10 protein-coding genes are annotated in these 15,233 nt (G+C 71.3%); 6 read left to right on the top strand and 4 right to left on the bottom strand.

What is annotated here, in order from left to right:
* Positions 1 to 233 precede the first annotated feature (233 nt).
* Positions 234 to 1,019, bottom strand: a complete 786-nt coding sequence (locus FHR32_RS07690) for a DeoR/GlpR family DNA-binding transcription regulator (protein ID WP_184753662.1) — start codon at positions 1,017 to 1,019, stop codon at positions 234 to 236.
* 245 nt (positions 1,020 to 1,264) lie between these two features.
* Between FHR32_RS07690 and FHR32_RS07685 the strand changes: the two genes are divergently transcribed.
* The 5 genes from FHR32_RS07685 (at position 1,265) to FHR32_RS07665 (ending at position 10,693) form a co-directional block, all read left to right on the top strand.
* Positions 1,265 to 3,880, top strand: coding sequence for an alpha-L-rhamnosidase (locus tag FHR32_RS07685; RefSeq protein WP_184753661.1), 2,616 nt, complete (start codon positions 1,265 to 1,267; stop codon positions 3,878 to 3,880).
* Positions 3,877 to 5,184 carry an extracellular solute-binding protein gene (locus tag FHR32_RS07680; protein ID WP_184753660.1) on the top strand — a complete coding sequence of 436 codons (1,308 nt, stop codon included), beginning with the start codon at positions 3,877 to 3,879 and terminating at the stop codon, positions 5,182 to 5,184. The genes FHR32_RS07685 and FHR32_RS07680 overlap by 4 nt, the downstream gene beginning before the upstream one ends.
* 70 nt (positions 5,185 to 5,254) lie before the next feature.
* The gene (locus FHR32_RS07675; RefSeq protein WP_184753659.1) at positions 5,255 to 6,175 is read left to right on the top strand and encodes a carbohydrate ABC transporter permease; all 921 of its coding nucleotides are present in this window, start codon (positions 5,255 to 5,257) and stop codon (positions 6,173 to 6,175) included.
* Entirely contained in the window at positions 6,172 to 6,987 is an 816-nt protein-coding gene (locus FHR32_RS07670; RefSeq protein ID WP_184753658.1) for a carbohydrate ABC transporter permease, read from the top strand. Before FHR32_RS07675 ends, FHR32_RS07670 begins: the two co-directional genes overlap by 4 nt.
* A 46-nt stretch (positions 6,988 to 7,033) precedes the next feature.
* Positions 7,034 to 10,693, top strand: a complete 3,660-nt coding sequence (locus tag FHR32_RS07665) for a hypothetical protein (RefSeq protein WP_184753657.1) — start codon at positions 7,034 to 7,036, stop codon at positions 10,691 to 10,693.
* A 58-nt stretch (positions 10,694 to 10,751) separates the two neighbouring features.
* Here the strand turns inward: FHR32_RS07665 and FHR32_RS07660 are convergent, their stop codons facing one another.
* The 3 genes from FHR32_RS07660 to FHR32_RS07650 form a co-directional block, all read right to left on the bottom strand.
* A complete protein-coding gene (locus FHR32_RS07660) occupies positions 10,752 to 11,792 on the bottom strand; it encodes a prenyltransferase (protein WP_184756408.1) in 1,041 nt (346 codons plus the stop codon).
* Positions 11,793 to 11,898: 106 nt separating this feature from the next.
* Positions 11,899 to 12,612, bottom strand: coding sequence for a class I SAM-dependent methyltransferase (locus FHR32_RS07655; RefSeq protein ID WP_184753656.1), 714 nt, complete (start codon positions 12,610 to 12,612; stop codon positions 11,899 to 11,901).
* 55 nt (positions 12,613 to 12,667) lie between these two features.
* The gene (locus FHR32_RS07650; protein WP_184753655.1) at positions 12,668 to 13,912 is read right to left on the bottom strand and encodes a glycosyltransferase family 4 protein; all 1,245 of its coding nucleotides are present in this window, start codon (positions 13,910 to 13,912) and stop codon (positions 12,668 to 12,670) included.
* A gap of 278 nt (positions 13,913 to 14,190) precedes the next feature.
* On the opposite strand from FHR32_RS07650, the gene FHR32_RS07645 reads away from it, so the two are divergent.
* Positions 14,191 to 15,219: a GDP-mannose 4,6-dehydratase gene (locus FHR32_RS07645; RefSeq protein ID WP_184756407.1), complete on the top strand. Its 1,029-nt coding sequence runs from the start codon at positions 14,191 to 14,193 to the stop codon at positions 15,217 to 15,219.
* Positions 15,220 to 15,233 lie beyond the last annotated feature (14 nt).

Here is a 15,233-nt window from a genome sequence, read left to right as displayed (position 1 = left end):
TTATTAACAAGGTCAAAATTTATATTCACAGTGAACTTCTCAGGAACGGGATGGTACCGGGAGACGGCGGCACTGCCCCTCCGGGCCGCAGTGAGACCCGCGCCGGCGGGTGTCCGCCGTCCGGACGGCGGCGTCCACGGCGATCTCGGACCGGTGGACGCGGCCCCGGACCCGTTGGATTTAACATGCAGAATGTTAAGCTTATCGGATCCCGCCGCCCGGATGCCGGGCCCCTACAGCTCGGCGATCTCGACGTTACGGTGCTTCTCGCGCAGCCGCTGGACGATGCCGGCGGAGGTGCGCGAGTCGACCACGATGAGGTCGAAGTCTTCGAGCGGCGCCACCCTGTGCAGCGCCACCCGGGCGAGCTTGGAGTGGTCGACCGCCAGGACGCGGCGGGAGGCGGAGCGGAGCATCGCCCGCTTCACCAGCACGATCTCCTGCTCCTGGTGGAAGGCGTAACGGTCGGAGACCGCGGAGGTGGAGACGATCACCATGTCGGTGCTCATCGCCTCGATGGCGTCCACGCAGGCGACGCCGAGGAAGGAGTCGTGCGTGGGGTGATACTCCCCGCCGAGCGCCATCAGCCGGATGCCGGGAGTCGCCGCGAGAAGCTTGACGGCCTCCAGGAAGTTGGTGACCACGGTCAGCGGGGTGATCTCGCCAAGGCATCTGGCCACCGCGAGCGCGGTCGTGGAGTCGTCGAGCATGATCGAGCTGCCGGGCTCGATGAGCCGGGCGATGTGCCGCGCGATCGCCTCCTTCTCCTCCTGGTGGGCCGTGCGCCGGTAGACGATGTTGCTCTCGAAGACGTTGGACGCCTGCGCGGTCGCCCCGCCCCTGAACTTGCGGACCATGCCCTGACGTTCGAGCTCGTCCAGGTCGCGATGGACCGTCATGACACTGACGCCGAAGGCCTCGGCGAGATCGGTGACCGAGGCCGATCCCTGACGTATGACGTGCTCGGCCATCGCCTGGCGGCGAGAGGCGCCGCCGACCGTGTGCTGACGCGAATTCACCTTGCGAGCTCCAAGACGTTGTTGATCGCGCATCGTAGCGCTACCGGATCGGGGAGTTGAAGCGCCGGAGGGCCGCTCCCGTACGCGACGTTCCGCGGCGGGCTCTCGCTCACGTCCCGGCTCCGCCGAGTCCCGCACCGGCCACCCTTGACACTCGGATCTGGTGACTCATAGTCTCCACCCATCAATCACAAAATCACATCATAAATCGTTAGATTTAACAAAGGGGTGACAGGGGGATGCGCATGACCGGTAACCCGGCTCACCCTATCTCCGCAGGTCCTCCGGCCTCCGGCTCCGCCCCGGCCCGGACGGCGGTCCCGGCCAGGCTGACGCCGTACGGTCTGCGCTGCGAGCACCGGGAGACACCGCTCGGTGTCGGCGAACCCCGGCCGCTGCTGTCGTGGCGGCTCGCGTCGGCGCGGGCGGGCGACGATCCGGTGGCCTACGAGCTGGAGGTGGGCGGCTGGTCGAGCGGCAAGGTCGCCGGCCCCGCCGCGATCGGCGCGGTCTACGGCGGGCCACCGCTCCTTCCCCGCACGAGGTACGGCTGGCGCGTCACGGTCTGGGCGCAGGACGGCGCCGAGAGCAGCGCGGAGTCGTGGTTCGAGACCGGCCAGGACGGCTGGCTGGCGTCCTGGATCGCGCACGACCCCGCCGTCGAGCACGTCGACCCGCCGACGGAGGGAGACCAGGCGCTCAGCCACCACGGCCTGCTGCCCTGCCCCCAGCTCCGCACGAGTTTCGCGAACGCCGCCCGGGTGACCCGGGCCAGGCTCTTCATCAGCGCCAAGGGCCTGTACGAGGCCAGGGTCAACGGCCACCGCGCCGGCGACGCCGAGCTGGCCCCGGGCTGGACCGACTACCGCAGGCGGATCCAGTACCAGGTCCACGATGTGACCCCGTTCCTGCTCGACGGCGAGAACGTGCTGGCCGTGACGCTCGCCGACGGTTGGTGGAGCGGCTTCACCGGCTTCGATCCCCGCCGCCCCGCCTACCACTACGGCCGCTTCCCCGAGCTCATCGCCGAGCTCCACCTGACCTTCGAGGACGGCTCCACCCGGACCGTCGCCACCGGCGAGGGCTGGCGCACGGGCCACGGCAGGATCCGCTACGGCGACCTGCTCAAGGGAGAGTGCCACGACGCCCGTGCCGAGACCCCCGGCTGGGACCTGCCCGGTTTCGACGACTCCTCCTGGCGTCCCGCCGTGGTCACCGGGGACGACCACTCCCTCCTCGTCGCCTCCCGCGACGAGCCGGTGCGCGCCCTCGGCGAGCTGCTCCCGGTCTCCTCCACCCTCGTCCGGCCGGGTGTGCACCTGGTGGACTTCGGACAGAACATCGCGGGCCGGGTACGGCTCGCCGTACGGGACCAGGAGCCGGGACGGCGGGTGACCGTGCGGCACGGCGAGACGCTGGAGGGCGAGGACCGCCTGCACACCGCCAACCTGCGCACCGCCGACGCGACCGACGTGCTGATCACCGCGGGCGGGGCGGAGGAGGTGTTCGAGCCGTGTTTCACCTACCACGGGTTCCGCTACGCGGAGGTGAGCGGACTCGACCGGCTCGACGACATCCGGGCGGTCGTCCTGCACAGCGACACCCCGCCGGCCGGCACGTTCGAGTGCTCTGACCCCGAGATCAACCGGCTGTACGAGAACATCGGCTGGGGCCAGCGCGGCAACTTCGTCAGCGTCCCCACCGACTGCCCGCAGCGCGACGAACGGCTGGGCTGGCTCGCGGACGCGCAGGTGTTCCTGCCCACCGCCTGCTTCAACGCCGACGTCTCCGGATTTTTCAGTAAATGGATGCGGGATGTGCTGGACGCCCAGTCACCGGAGGGTGGTTTCCCCAACGTCGCCCCGCTGCTCAGCGGAGTGGCCGACGAGGGCGCACCGGGCTGGGCCGACGCGGGAGTTCTGGTGCCCTGGCACCTCTACCGGGTGTACGGCGACGACAGGTTCCTCGACGTGGACGCCATGGCCCGGTGGGTGGACTTCGTCGCCGGACACAACCCCGACCTGATCTGGCGGCACCGGACCGGCCCGCACTTCGCCGACTGGCTGGCCCCCGGACCCGCCACCCCGCGAGAGGTGCTGGCCACCGCGTTCTTCCACCGCAGCGCGGCACTCGCCGCCGAAGCCGCCCGGGTGCGCGGCCGGCACGGCGAGGCGGAGCGCCTCGGGGCGCTGGCCGCCCGCATCAGGGCCGCGTTCGCCGCGGCGTTCGTCGGCGACGGCGGCCTGGTCGAGGGCGACACCCAGACCGGCTACCTGCTGGCGCTCGCGTTCGGCCTGCTCACCCCCGAGCAGGGCCGCGGCGCCGCCGCCCGGCTGGCCGCGCTGGTCGAGGAGTCCGGTCCGCTGACCGGGTTCCTCGGCGTCAACCTGCTCTGCCCGGTGCTGTCGGCGCACGGCCGCGACGACCTCGCGCACGCCCTGCTCCGCCGTACCGACCCGCCGTCGTGGCTCTACCAGGTGCGGCACGGCGCGACCACCGTCTGGGAACGCTGGGACGGGGTCGGGGCCCCCTCGATGAACTCCTTCAACCACTACGCGTTCGGATCGATCGGCGAGTGGCTCTACAGCGGCGTCGCCGGGATCGACCAGACGCCCGGCTCCGTCGCCTTCGAGGAGCTGGTGATCCGCCCCCTCCCCGGCGACCTGAGCTGGGCCCGCGCCTCCTACGAGTCGGCGCGCGGCCTCATCTCGGTGAGCTGGCGGAGCGACGACGGAGGCTTCCACCTCCAGGTGCGCGTCCCACCCGGGGCCACGGCGGCGGTGCACCTGCCCGGCGGCGACACCCGCCGGGTGTCCTCGGGGGAACACACTTTTGAGCTAGTCCGAGGAGAGAAAGCATGACCGACCTTCGCGACGCGAAGATGAGCCGCGCGCAGTTCTTCCGCATGATGGGCGGCCTGGCCGCGGCGGCCACGGCGGTGGGGTGCTCCACCCAGCCGAAGACGGGCGGCACCGCCACCGGCGCGAGCGGCGCCGCGGCGGTCGACCTGAAGTTCGTGGGCGTCGCCGACCAGAAGGCGCCGATGGACGAGCTGCTCGCCGCCTACAAGCAGGCCAAGGCAGGCGTGACGATCACGCCCTCGTACGCTCCGACCGACCAGGTGCAGACCTCGCTGCGCACCCAGCTCGGCGCGGGCAACGCCCCCGACCTGCACGTCGTCTACCCGGGCAGCGGCAGCGCGATGTCGATGACCCAGATCGCCGAGGCCGGGCTGCTCGCGGACCTGTCGGCCCAGGCGTGGACGGCGGCCATCCCCACCGGCTTCAAGCCGGCCTTCCAGGTCGACGGCAAGACCCTCATGTACTCGGCGGGCTCGTCGGTCATCGGCGCGATCTACAACAAGAAGGTCTTCAAGGAGGCGGGCATCGAGGCCCCGCCCACCACGTGGACCGAGTTCCTCGGGGTGTGCGAGAAGCTGAAGAAGGCGGGCAAGGTCCCGATCGCGCTGGGCGCGCAGACCCCGTGGGTCACCCAGCTCATCACCTACGCGCTCGTGCCCTCGACGGTCTACGCCAAGGACCCCGCCTTCGACGACAAGCAGGCCGCCGGGCAGACGAGCTTCGCCCAGTCCGGCTGGCGCGACGCCATGGAGATGTATCTGGAGCTGCAGAAGCGCGGCTACTTCAACGACAAGCCCAACGGCACCACCTTCGAGCAGCAGACCTCGATGGTCGCGACCGGCAAGGCCGCGATGGCCATCCAGGTGTCGGCGGTGCTGCCGGCCTTCCGCGACGCGGCCACGACCCCCGACGACCTGTCGATGTTCCCGGTGCCCGGTGCCGACGACGCCGCCTCGGTGTGGATCCCCGCGGGCGTCGTCGTGGGGCTCGGCGCGAACGCCAAAGGCAAGAACGCCGAGGAGGCCAAGGCGTTCATCGACTTCCTGGGCAAGCAGGAGAACATCAACCGCTGGGCCAAGGCGATCGCCGCGATCCCGCTGACCCAGGACGCGAGCTCCACGATCGACCCTGCCGTGGAGTCGTTCCTGTCCTTCACCAAGGACAGGGCGGTGCCGTTCATGGACCAGCGCTGGCCCAACGCCGAGGTGCAGCCGACCCACTTCGCGGTCGTCCAGGACCTGCTGGCCGGGAAGAGCACGATCGACGCGGCCCTGAAGAAGATGGACGAGGCGTACGCCAAGTGAACGGCCCGCGCTCCATGACAGGCCCGGGCCGGGTGAGACGGCACGCCGCCCCGGACCGGAGGGAGGCCCCGTGACCCTGACGACCCGGCCGGTCGAGACGCCGGCCGCCGCGCCCGCGCGGCGGACCAGGCGCGCGGACGCGCTCTCCCCCTCCTGGCTGTTCGCCGCCCCCGCCCTGCTGATCTACGCCGCGGTCGTGCTCTACCCGAGCGTCGTGGGCGTGCTCTACGCCTTCACCGACTGGAGCGGCGTCGGCGAGGACATGTCCTTCGTCGGCCTGGCGAACTTCCGGGCGATCCTCGGCGACGAGCAGGCCATGGGCTCCCTCGGGAACACGCTCCTGCTGACCGTGGCGATCCTGGTCGTGCAGAACGGCGTGGGGCTGCTGCTGGCACTCGGCGTGCACGCCAAGCTGAAGAGCCGCGCGCTGCTCCGGGTGGTCTTCTTCGCGCCCGTCGTGGTCAGCCCGGTCATGGTCGCCTTCCTGTGGAAGTACGTCTACACCCCCGACCCCTCGGCGGGGCTGAACGGCCTGCTCGGCCTGGACGTCGACTGGCTGGGTGACCCGTCGGTCGCCCTGTGGTCGATCGCGGGCATGGTCGTGTGGCAGTACGCCGGCTACTCGATGGTCATCTTCCTCGCCGGGCTGGAGGGCATCCCGGTGGAGCTGCACGAGGCCGCGATGATCGACGGCGCGAGCACGCTCCAGCGGTTCCGCTACGTCACCTGGCCGCTGCTCGCCCCGGCCCTGACGATCAACCTGATGCTCTCCACGATCGGCGGGCTGAAGCTGTTCGACCAGGTGTTCGCGGCCACCAACGGCGGTCCCGGCTACGCCACCGAGACGCTGTCGACCGTCCTGTACAAGCAGGCGTTCGTCTTCGGCAAGTTCGGCTACAGCACGGCGATCGCGCTCGTGCTCGCCCTGTTCGTGGCGGCGGTGTCGCTCGTCCAGATGTACTACCTGCGCTCCCGGGAGGTGGCCCAATGAAGTCCAGGACCTTCCTGCTGGAGATCGTCATGATCGCGGTGGCGGTCGCGTTCCTCTTCCCGGTCTACGCGCTGGTCACCCTGTCGCTGAAGGATCCCGGGCAGATCTCGCAGAGCCCGCTCGCGCTGCCGGCCCCGCCCACCACGGCCAACTTCACCGAGGCGTGGTCGGCGGCGGCGCTCGGCCCGTCCCTGGTGAACAGCACGGTGATCACGGTGGTCAGCCTGGTCGCGCTGATCGGGTTCGGCTCGTTCGCCGCCTACTTCCTGGCCCGGGCCGCGACCCGGCTCGGCTACGGGCTCTACATCCTGTTCCTGCTCGGCATCGTGCTGCCGTTCCAGCTCGGCATGATCCCGCTGTACGAGCTGGTCAACAAGCTGGGCCTGATCGGCACGCACGCCGGGATGATCGTGTTCTACACGGGCATCCAGCTGCCGTTCACGGTCTTCCTCTACACCGGCTTCATCCGGGCGCTGCCCCGCGAGTACGCGAGCGCCGCCCAGATCGACGGCGCCTCGCACCTGGTCGCCTTCACCCGGGTCGTCTTCCCGCTGCTGCGGCCGATCACCGGCACCGTGCTGATCCTCAACGCGGTCTTCATCTGGAACGACTTCTTCACGCCACTCCTCTACCTCGGAGGCTCCGGCTTCGAGACGGTCCCGGTGAGCGTCTTCGCCTTCGTCGGCCAGTACGTCTCCGACTACGGTCTGGTCTTCGCCGGGCTGGTGCTGGGCGCGCTGCCGATCGTGGCGGTCTTCCTGGTGCTGCAGAAGTATGTGATCAAGGGCTTCTCCAGCGGTCTCAAGGGCTGACGCCCGCCTCCGGTGGGAGGCCGGGGTGTCCCACCGGAGGTATTCGATGAATGTGTTCGACGCGCTGCGGAACCCGCCCCGCAGCCACTCTCCCGCCGCGATCTGGTGGTGGAGCGGCGAACCGCTGCGCAGGGACCGGCTGCGCTGGCAGATGGAACGTCTCGTCGCCGGCGGCGTGCACAATCTGGTCATCCTGAACCTGGCTCCGTCGGGCCCGCTGTTCGGCGCAGACGCCGACGATCCCCCGTTCCTGTCGGAGGCGTGGTGGGAGCTGCTGGACGGGGTCTGCGAGGACGCCCTGCAGACAGGGGCCCACCTGTGGTTCTACGACCAGCTCGGTTTCTCCGGAGCGGACCTGCAGGCCCGTCTCGTGCAGGAGAACCCGGACTTCGCCGGGCAGTGGCTGGCCGCCGACGGCTCCGTGTCGCTGCGCGGGTTCGACTACCTGTCCCGTACGGCGTGCGAGGTGCTGCTCGACCGGGTGCACGGCGAGTTCGCGCGGCGGCTCGGCCACCGGTTCGGCAGCGTGATCGCCGGCTCGTTCCAGGACGAGCTGCCGACGATGCCCACCTGGTCGGCGACGTTCGCCGAGGAGTTCCTCGCCAGACGCGGCTACCCGTTCTCCGCGGACGGCGGCCCCTCCGTCCGGCGTGACCACCAGCGGACCAGGGCCGAGCTCGCCGAGGAGGCGTTCTTCCGGCCGCTGGCCGCCTGGCACGCCGAGCACGGCCTGCTCAACGGCTGCGACCAGCAGGACCCGGCCCGCGCGGGACACCCGGTGGAGGGCGTCGAGCTGTACGCCGACTACACGCGCACCCACCGCTGGTTCAGCGCGCCCGGCTCCGACCACCACGGGGACGCCCGGGTGCACTCCTCCCTCGCCCACCTGTACGGCCGGCCCCGCACGTGGATCGAGGCGTTCCACTCCAGCGGCTGGGGCGGCACGCTGGAGGAGACGTTCGACTGGCTGCTGCCCTGGCTGCGGGCCGGGGCCAACCTCTACAACCCGCACGCGGTCTACTACACGACGAGGGCCGGCTGGTGGGAGTGGGCGCCGCCGTCGACCGACTGGCGCCAGCCGTACTGGCGGCACCACCGCGTCTTCGCCGACGCGGTCACCCGCCTGTGCGCGGTCCTCTCCCAGGGCCGCCACCTCTGCGACATCGCGGTCCTGTTCCCCACGGCCACCGCCCAGACGGGCACCCCGTCCCCGCCGGGGGCGGCCGGCCAGGGTGAGGAGGGCGCGGCGGCGCGGGCGCAGCGGGTCTACCGGGAGCTCGTGGGCGACATGGCCTGGTTCCAGACCGTGCCGGGAGCACTCGACCGGCTCTGCCTCGACGCCGACGTGATCGACGAGGAGTCCGTCCAGCGCGGGGTGGTCACCGGCGGCCGGCTGGAGGTGTCCACCGAGTCGTACGGGGTCGTCATCCTCCCGGCGGCCACCGTCCTCGACGAGGCGACCGCCGAGCGTCTGGACGGGTTCGTGGCGGCCGGCGGTCTGCTGGTCGCCGTCGAGGCGCTCCCTGACTCCCCGCGGCTCCGCCGCCACTTCGAGACGACTCCCGAAGAGGGGAGTCCCGTCGGGGAGGATTCCGCGGCGGAGCCGGAGAGGGGGCCGGTCGGCGACTCCGGAAGGGGCGCGGCCCGGTCCGCCGCTTCGGCCGCGGACCTCGGCGAGGCTCTGGCGGGGTACGTCCCCCGGGTCGAGGCCCCCGTCCCGCCGCTGGTGCGCGAGGTGGACGGCACGACCGTGGTCTTCCTGACCGCGGCCTTCCCGAGGGCGAGCGAGATCGGCGTCGGCAGGCCGGAGGAGCGCGGTGTCGAGCTGGGCTGGCTGGACGCGACCTGCGACTTCGACCCCGGCCGCTACCGGCGGGAGATGCGGGTCCGGGTCCGCGGCGTCACGGGAGCCCCCCTGCTGGCGAGCCCCTTCGGTGGCGAGCCCCGCCCCCTCCCGTACACGGCCGGCGACGGCGTCGTCGAGGTGACCGTCCCCTTCGACGACGGCCCCGCCGTCCTGCTCCTGTTCCCCGCCCCGGGGACGGTCCCCGAGGCGCCGGAGACGGAGGCCGGGTCACGCGCGCCGTACCCGCACGAGATCGACCTCGGCGACGGATGGGACATGGAGCTCGTGCCGACGCTGGACGACACCTGGGGCGACTTCGGCACGTCCGCGACGGTCGAGCGGTGGACGCTGGAGACTCCGGAGGGCGACCCCGTCCACGTGACGTTCGGCCCGCACGGTCTGGCGCGGACCGGCGACGGCGGCTGGCACCCCGCGATCTGGTCGACCTCGCGCGGCCTGCACAAGGATCCGATCCACCGCGACACGCTCGGTCCCAAGGGGCATGTCCCCGAGGAGTTCCTCGACTTCGGCCCCGTTCCCGCGGGGCGGCCCGCCTGGTTCCGCACGAGCGTCACCGTGCCCGGCACGCCGGAGGCCTGGCTGGTCGTGGGGGCCGCCGCGGCGAAGGAGGTCCGGGTGGACGGCACGGAGCTGCCGCTCGACGACTCCGGTTACCTCGCCGTCGGCCTCGTCCCGCTCGCGCCCGGCGAGCACCTGCTGGAGCTCCGGCTCGTCCCCGACGAGGACCTCACCCTGCGGGCGCACGTATCCCTCACGGCGGACCCCGGGACCGCGCGCAGGCCCGAGTGGATCGCCGGTCCCGTGCTGGAGACGGTCGTGGAGGGCGGGGAGGCCGGTGAGGGGATCCTCCAGATCGCCTCCGCCGCCCCCTGCCTGGTGCTGGTGAACGGCGCCGAGGCCGGGCGGCAGGGCGGGTTCGACCCGTACGCGGAGGCCGACATCCCGCGCGTGCGCCGCTACGACGTGTCGCACCTGCTCCGTCCCGGTCCCAACACCGTCCGCGTGGAGTCGGACGGGGCGGTGCTGGCCGACGGTTTGGCGGTCTCCGGCCCCGGCTGGACGAGCGGCCCCGCCGTACGGCGGCGCCAGCACGGCGACCCGGCCGCGCTCCACCTCCGCCCCCGCCCGCATCCCCTCCCCGAGGCGGGCTGGATCGACTCCCGCGCCACCGCGCTGCCCGCGGCCTTCGCGGTGCCCGGAGCGGCGGAGCGGGTCGAGCGGTTCACGGTGGACGTCCCGCCCGGCGCCACCCGGATGGAGGTCGAGGCCCACGGGCCGGTCCGGGTGCTCGTCGACGGCGTGGAGTCCGGCCTGCCCGCCGTGCTCGACGGCTCGGCCCGCCGGGCCGAACTCGTGGTCACCACCCGCCCCGGCTTCCAGGGCGGCGCCGCCCTGGCCGGACCGGTCAGGTTCGCCTGCGGACCCGGACGGATCACGCTGGGCGACTGGGAGTCGCGGGGCCTGGCCGGATACAGCGGCGGTGTCCGCTACCGCACCGTCGTCCGGCTCCCCGGCTCATCGGCGCGCACGGAACCGGGCACCTCCGGGCTCGCGGGAGAACCCCGGCGGGCGGAGCTCGATCTGGGACGGGTGCGCGGCACCGCGGAGGTGACCGTGAACGGGCGGTCGGCCGGGGTCCGCGTCTGCTGGCCGTACACCTTCGACCTGTGCCTGGACGAGGGGGAGAACACGGTCGAGATCCTCGTGCTGGGCACCCTCGCCCCCTACCTCGACGCGGTCAGCCCCACCCACTTCGTCTTCCCCGGCCAGCGGGTGACGGGCCTGTTCGGCCCCGTGGTCCTGCGGACGGAAGGGCAGGATCGCAGGTCGGACCCCTGAGCGGGCGCGGCGGGGCCTCGGGCACCCGGTCGGCACGGGCCGTCGCCGCGCCGGCCGGTCAGGTGCGCGAACGGGCGTGACTGCAGCCGCAGGCCGCCGTGGGGCGGTCCGTGACATAGGCGCCCGCGTCGCGGAAGACGCCCGCGGCGGCGGTGTGCCCGGTCAGCGCGTCGGCGGCCAGCACGACGGCGGCCGCGGTGTAGGCGGAGCGCTCGTGCGGGAACCACTTCTCGTTGACGAACTGCCAGCCGGTCCAGTAGGAGCCGTCCTCGTGCCGCAGGTGCTGCATGTCGGCGAAGAGCTTCAGCGCTCGGTCCCGCTCGCCCATGGCGTCCAGCGCGAGCACGAGTTCGCACGATTCGGCGCCGGTCACCCACGGCTGGTCGGAGACGCAGCGGATGCCGAGTCCCGGCTCCACGAACGTCTCCCACTCCTCGGCCAGCCGCGCCTGGGCGGCGGGGCCGCGCACCGCGCCGCCGAGGATCGGGTAGTACCAGTCCATCGAGAAGCGGCTCTTGTCGGCGAACGCCTCGGGGTGGGCGGCGAGCACGTGGCCGAGATCGTCGGCCGCGAGCTCCCAGTCGGGCTGCGGATCGCCCAGACGCTCGCCCAGCAGCACGCCGCTGCGCAGCCCCTGGTAGATCGAGGCGCAGCCGGTCAGCAGGGCGTACGCGGCGGGCTTGCCGTCGGCCGCCCGCTCCCAGGCGATCTCACCCCGGACGGTCTGCAGCCCGACCACGAAGTCCAGTGCCGAGCGGACGACCGGCCACATCCCGCGGGCGAAGTCCTCGTCCCCGGTGACCAGCAGCTCGTGCCAGACGCCGACCGCCACGTAGGCGGCGTGGTTGGACTCGCCGCCGTGTTCGACGGCCTCGCCCCCGACCAGCTTCATCGGCCAGGAGCCGTCGGCGCGTTGCGTGCGGACCAGCCAGTCGTACCCCCTGCGTACCGGTCCGGTCAGTCCGGCCACGCTCATCGCCATCAGGCATTCGACGTGGTTCCAGGCGTCCACATGCCCCTCGGGCCACGGGATGCCGCCGTCGGACTGCTGCACCGCCGCGATGCTCCGCGCGGTCTGGACGACCTGGTCTCTGCCCATCAGGTCGCTCACCGCTCCTCATTCGCTCCGCGGGCTGCTTCGTCCCTCAGCAGACCACTCCGCTCACTGCGTCGGGTTCGCGCCCGGTCCACGGGCTCCTCGGAGGTCAAGCGGGCTTCCGGACGTAGAGCACCACGCTCTTGCCGATGAGCGGGTTCAGCACCGCCTCGGCGATCCGGGTGGCGGCCGGGCGCTTCATGATGTCCCAGACCAGGACCTCGTGGTACGCCTTGGCGAGCGGGTGGTCGTCGTTGTTGACGCCCACCGCGCACTTGATCCACCAGTACGGCGCGTGCAGGCCGTGGGCGTGGTGGTGCGGGCCGATCTCCATGCCGACCGACTTCAGCTTGGCGCTCAGCTCGGCCAGCGTGTAGATGCGGACGTGCCCGCCGGGGGCGGTGTGGTAGGCCTCGTCCAGCGCCCAGCAGATCCGCTCGGGCAGGAAGCTCGGCACCGTGACGGCCGCCTGGCCGCCTGGCTTGAGCACCCGGAAGATCTCCCGCATCGCGGCCATGTCGTCGGGGATGTGCTCCAGCACCTCGGCGGCGATCACCCGGTCGAACGTCGCGTCCTCGAACGGCATCGCGAGCGCGTCGCCGGTCACGGTCTCGGCCGTCGCGCCCGCGGGCACCTCGCCGGCCTTGTCCATGGCGACGAACATGCTCGCCACGTCCTCCAGCTCCTTGGCGTTCATGTCGAAGGCCACGACGTCGGCGCCCCGGCGCAGCACCTCGAACGCATGCCGTCCGCCGCCGCAGCCCAGGTCCAGAACTCGGGTTCCGGGCCCCACGGGCAACCGGCCGAAGTCGACAGTCAGCACTCGCCGCTCCTCTTGAGATGATCGGTTCGAGGCCGATTGCCTCGTACGGTCGGGGTTACTTCGCGCGCCGGGCCCGGATGGCCTCGTGGTAGGCCTCCACGGTCCGCTGGGCGACGACGTTCCATGTGTAGCGCGCCATGACCCGCTCGTAGCCCTTTCTGCCCACCGCGGCCCGTTCCTCGGGCGAGTCGTGCAGACGGCGCAGGACGGCGGCCAGCTCCTCGGGGTCGCCGGGGGCCACCTGGACGGCCGCGTCGCCGACCACCTCGGGCAGCGCGCCGGTACGGCTGGCGACCAGCGGGGTGCCGCAGGCCATGTGCTCGACGGCCGGGAGCGAGAAGCCCTCGTAGAGCGAGGGGACTACCGAGATCTCCGAGGTGGCGATCAGCTCGCCCAGTTCGGTGTCGGAGATGCCGTGCACGAACGTGACCCGGTCGTGCAGGGAGAGCTCGGCGACCAGCTTCTCGGTCGGCCCGCCGGGGGTGGGCTTGCTGACCACGGTCAGGTTCACGTCGCGCTCGGTGGCGAGCTTCGCCACCGCCCGCAGCAGCGTCGCGACGCCCTTCATCGGGGAGTCGGCGCTGGCCACCGCGACGATCGAGCCCGGCCGCTTGGGCATCTCCGGACGTGGATGGAAGTATCGGGTGTCCACGCCGAGCGGGATGAGCCGCATGCTGGCCTGGGGCACGTTGAAGTCGCGGTGGATGTCGGCGAGGGAGGACTCGCTGACGGTCAGGATGGGGTTCAGCCGGGGCGCGACCTTGGCCTGCATCCGGACGAAGCCGTACCACCTTCTGAGCGAGAGCTGCTTGCGTGGCGGCGCGGCCTTCAGCTCGATCCGCCGGTCCACGCTGATCGGGTGGTGGATGGTGCCGACCACGGGGAACAGCTTCTGGATGCCGAGCAGGCCGTAACCGAGGGTCTGGTTGTCCTGCACCACGTCGAAGTCGCCGACGCGCTTCTTCAGCTCGCGGTGGGCACGCAGGGTGAAGGTCAGCGGCTCGGGGAATCCCGCGGTCCACATGGTCGCGACCTCGAGGCAGTCGATCCAGTCGCGGTACTCGTGCGGCTTGGGAGTGCGGAAGGGGTCCTCGTCGCGGTAGAGATCCAGACTGGGGACCTTGTTGAGGATGACGCCCTCGTCGAGCTCGGGGTACGGCTGGCCGGAGAAGACCTCGACGTGGTGTCCGAGGGCGACCAGCTCGCGGCTGAGATGGCGCAGGTAGACGCCCTGGCCGCCGCAGGTTGGTTTGCTGCGGTAGGACAGCAGAGCAACCCGCAGTGAGTCCGCAGCCGGCACGGCAACCCCTTCCTCAACCTGTCCGGTAGGGGACAGGTACCGTGAAAGATGACCTTAGTCCATCGGACCCTACCATTTGGGAGCTCTCTTGGACCCGAGGTGTAATTGCCCCCAGAATGGTTCTCACTAGCCCCGAACTGCGGAGTTAGGCGAACCGAGCGCGATTCGGTGAAACTCGTTCTAGCCGTAGTCGATCCGGCATGGTGCCCATCCTGGGACGTGACGGTACATTCGCCAATCAGTGGCACGAGGTCCGCTCGACGAACAAGGAGGACGCGTTGGCCAGGCGCGCACTGATCACCGGTATCACCGGGCAGGACGGTTCCTATCTGGCCGAGTGCCTGCTGGAGCGGGGGTACGAGGTGTGGGGACTGGTCCGAGGTCAGGCCAATCCCCGAGTCTCCCGGGTGCGCAGGCTCCTGCGGGACGTCCGGCTCGTCCGCGGCGACCTTCTCGATCAGGGCTCGTTGATCTCCGCCGTGGAGAAGGTCCAGCCGGACGAGGTCTACAACCTGGGTGCGATCTCGTTCGTCCCGATGTCGTGGGAGCAGGCCGAACTCACCGCCGAGGTGACGGGCATGGGCGTGCTGCGCATGCTGGAGGCCATCCGGGTCTGCTCGGGCATCTCGTCCTCGCGGACGGCCGCCGGGTCAGGCCAGATCCGCTTTTATCAGGCTTCGTCGTCGGAAATGTTCGGCCAGGTCCGCGAGACCCCGCAGACCGAGACCACCCCCTTCCACCCCCGCTCGCCGTACGGCGTGGCCAAGGCCTACGGCCACTTCCTGACCCAGAACTACCGCGAGTCGTACGGGATGTACGCGGTGTCGGGGATCCTGTTCAACCACGAGTCCCCGCGCAGGGGCGCCGAGTTCGTCACCCGCAAGGTGACCCTCGGCGTGGCCAGGATCAAGCTCGGCCTGGCCTCCGAGCTGCGCCTGGGCAACCTGGAGGCCCGCCGCGACTGGGGCTACGCGGGCGACTACGTCCGCGCGATGCACCTGATGCTCCAGGCGGAGACGCCGGAGGACTACGTGATCGGCACCGGCCGCACCCAGAGCGTCCGCGAGCTGGTGGAGGCCGCCTTCACCGCCGCCGGCCTCGACTGGGAGCGGTACGTGGTCGGCGACCGGTCCCTGCACCGCCCCGCCGAGGTGGACCTGCTCTGCGCCGACCCGAAGAAGGCCCGCACCCAGCTTGGCTGGGAGCCCACGGTCTCCTTCGAGGAACTCGTCGCGATGATGGTCGAGTCCGACGTCAAGCTCCTGTCCGAGGGCGGCGACCCGGAGCAGGACTCCTCCTGGCCCTGAACCTCGGAGAGGCC

The sequence above is a fragment of the Streptosporangium album genome (assembly GCF_014203795.1).
In the GTDB taxonomy this organism is placed as follows: domain Bacteria; phylum Actinomycetota; class Actinomycetes; order Streptosporangiales; family Streptosporangiaceae; genus Streptosporangium; species Streptosporangium album.
The sequence above is the reverse complement of the archived record's forward strand: the minus strand, read 5'-3'. Positions and strand labels throughout refer to the sequence as shown.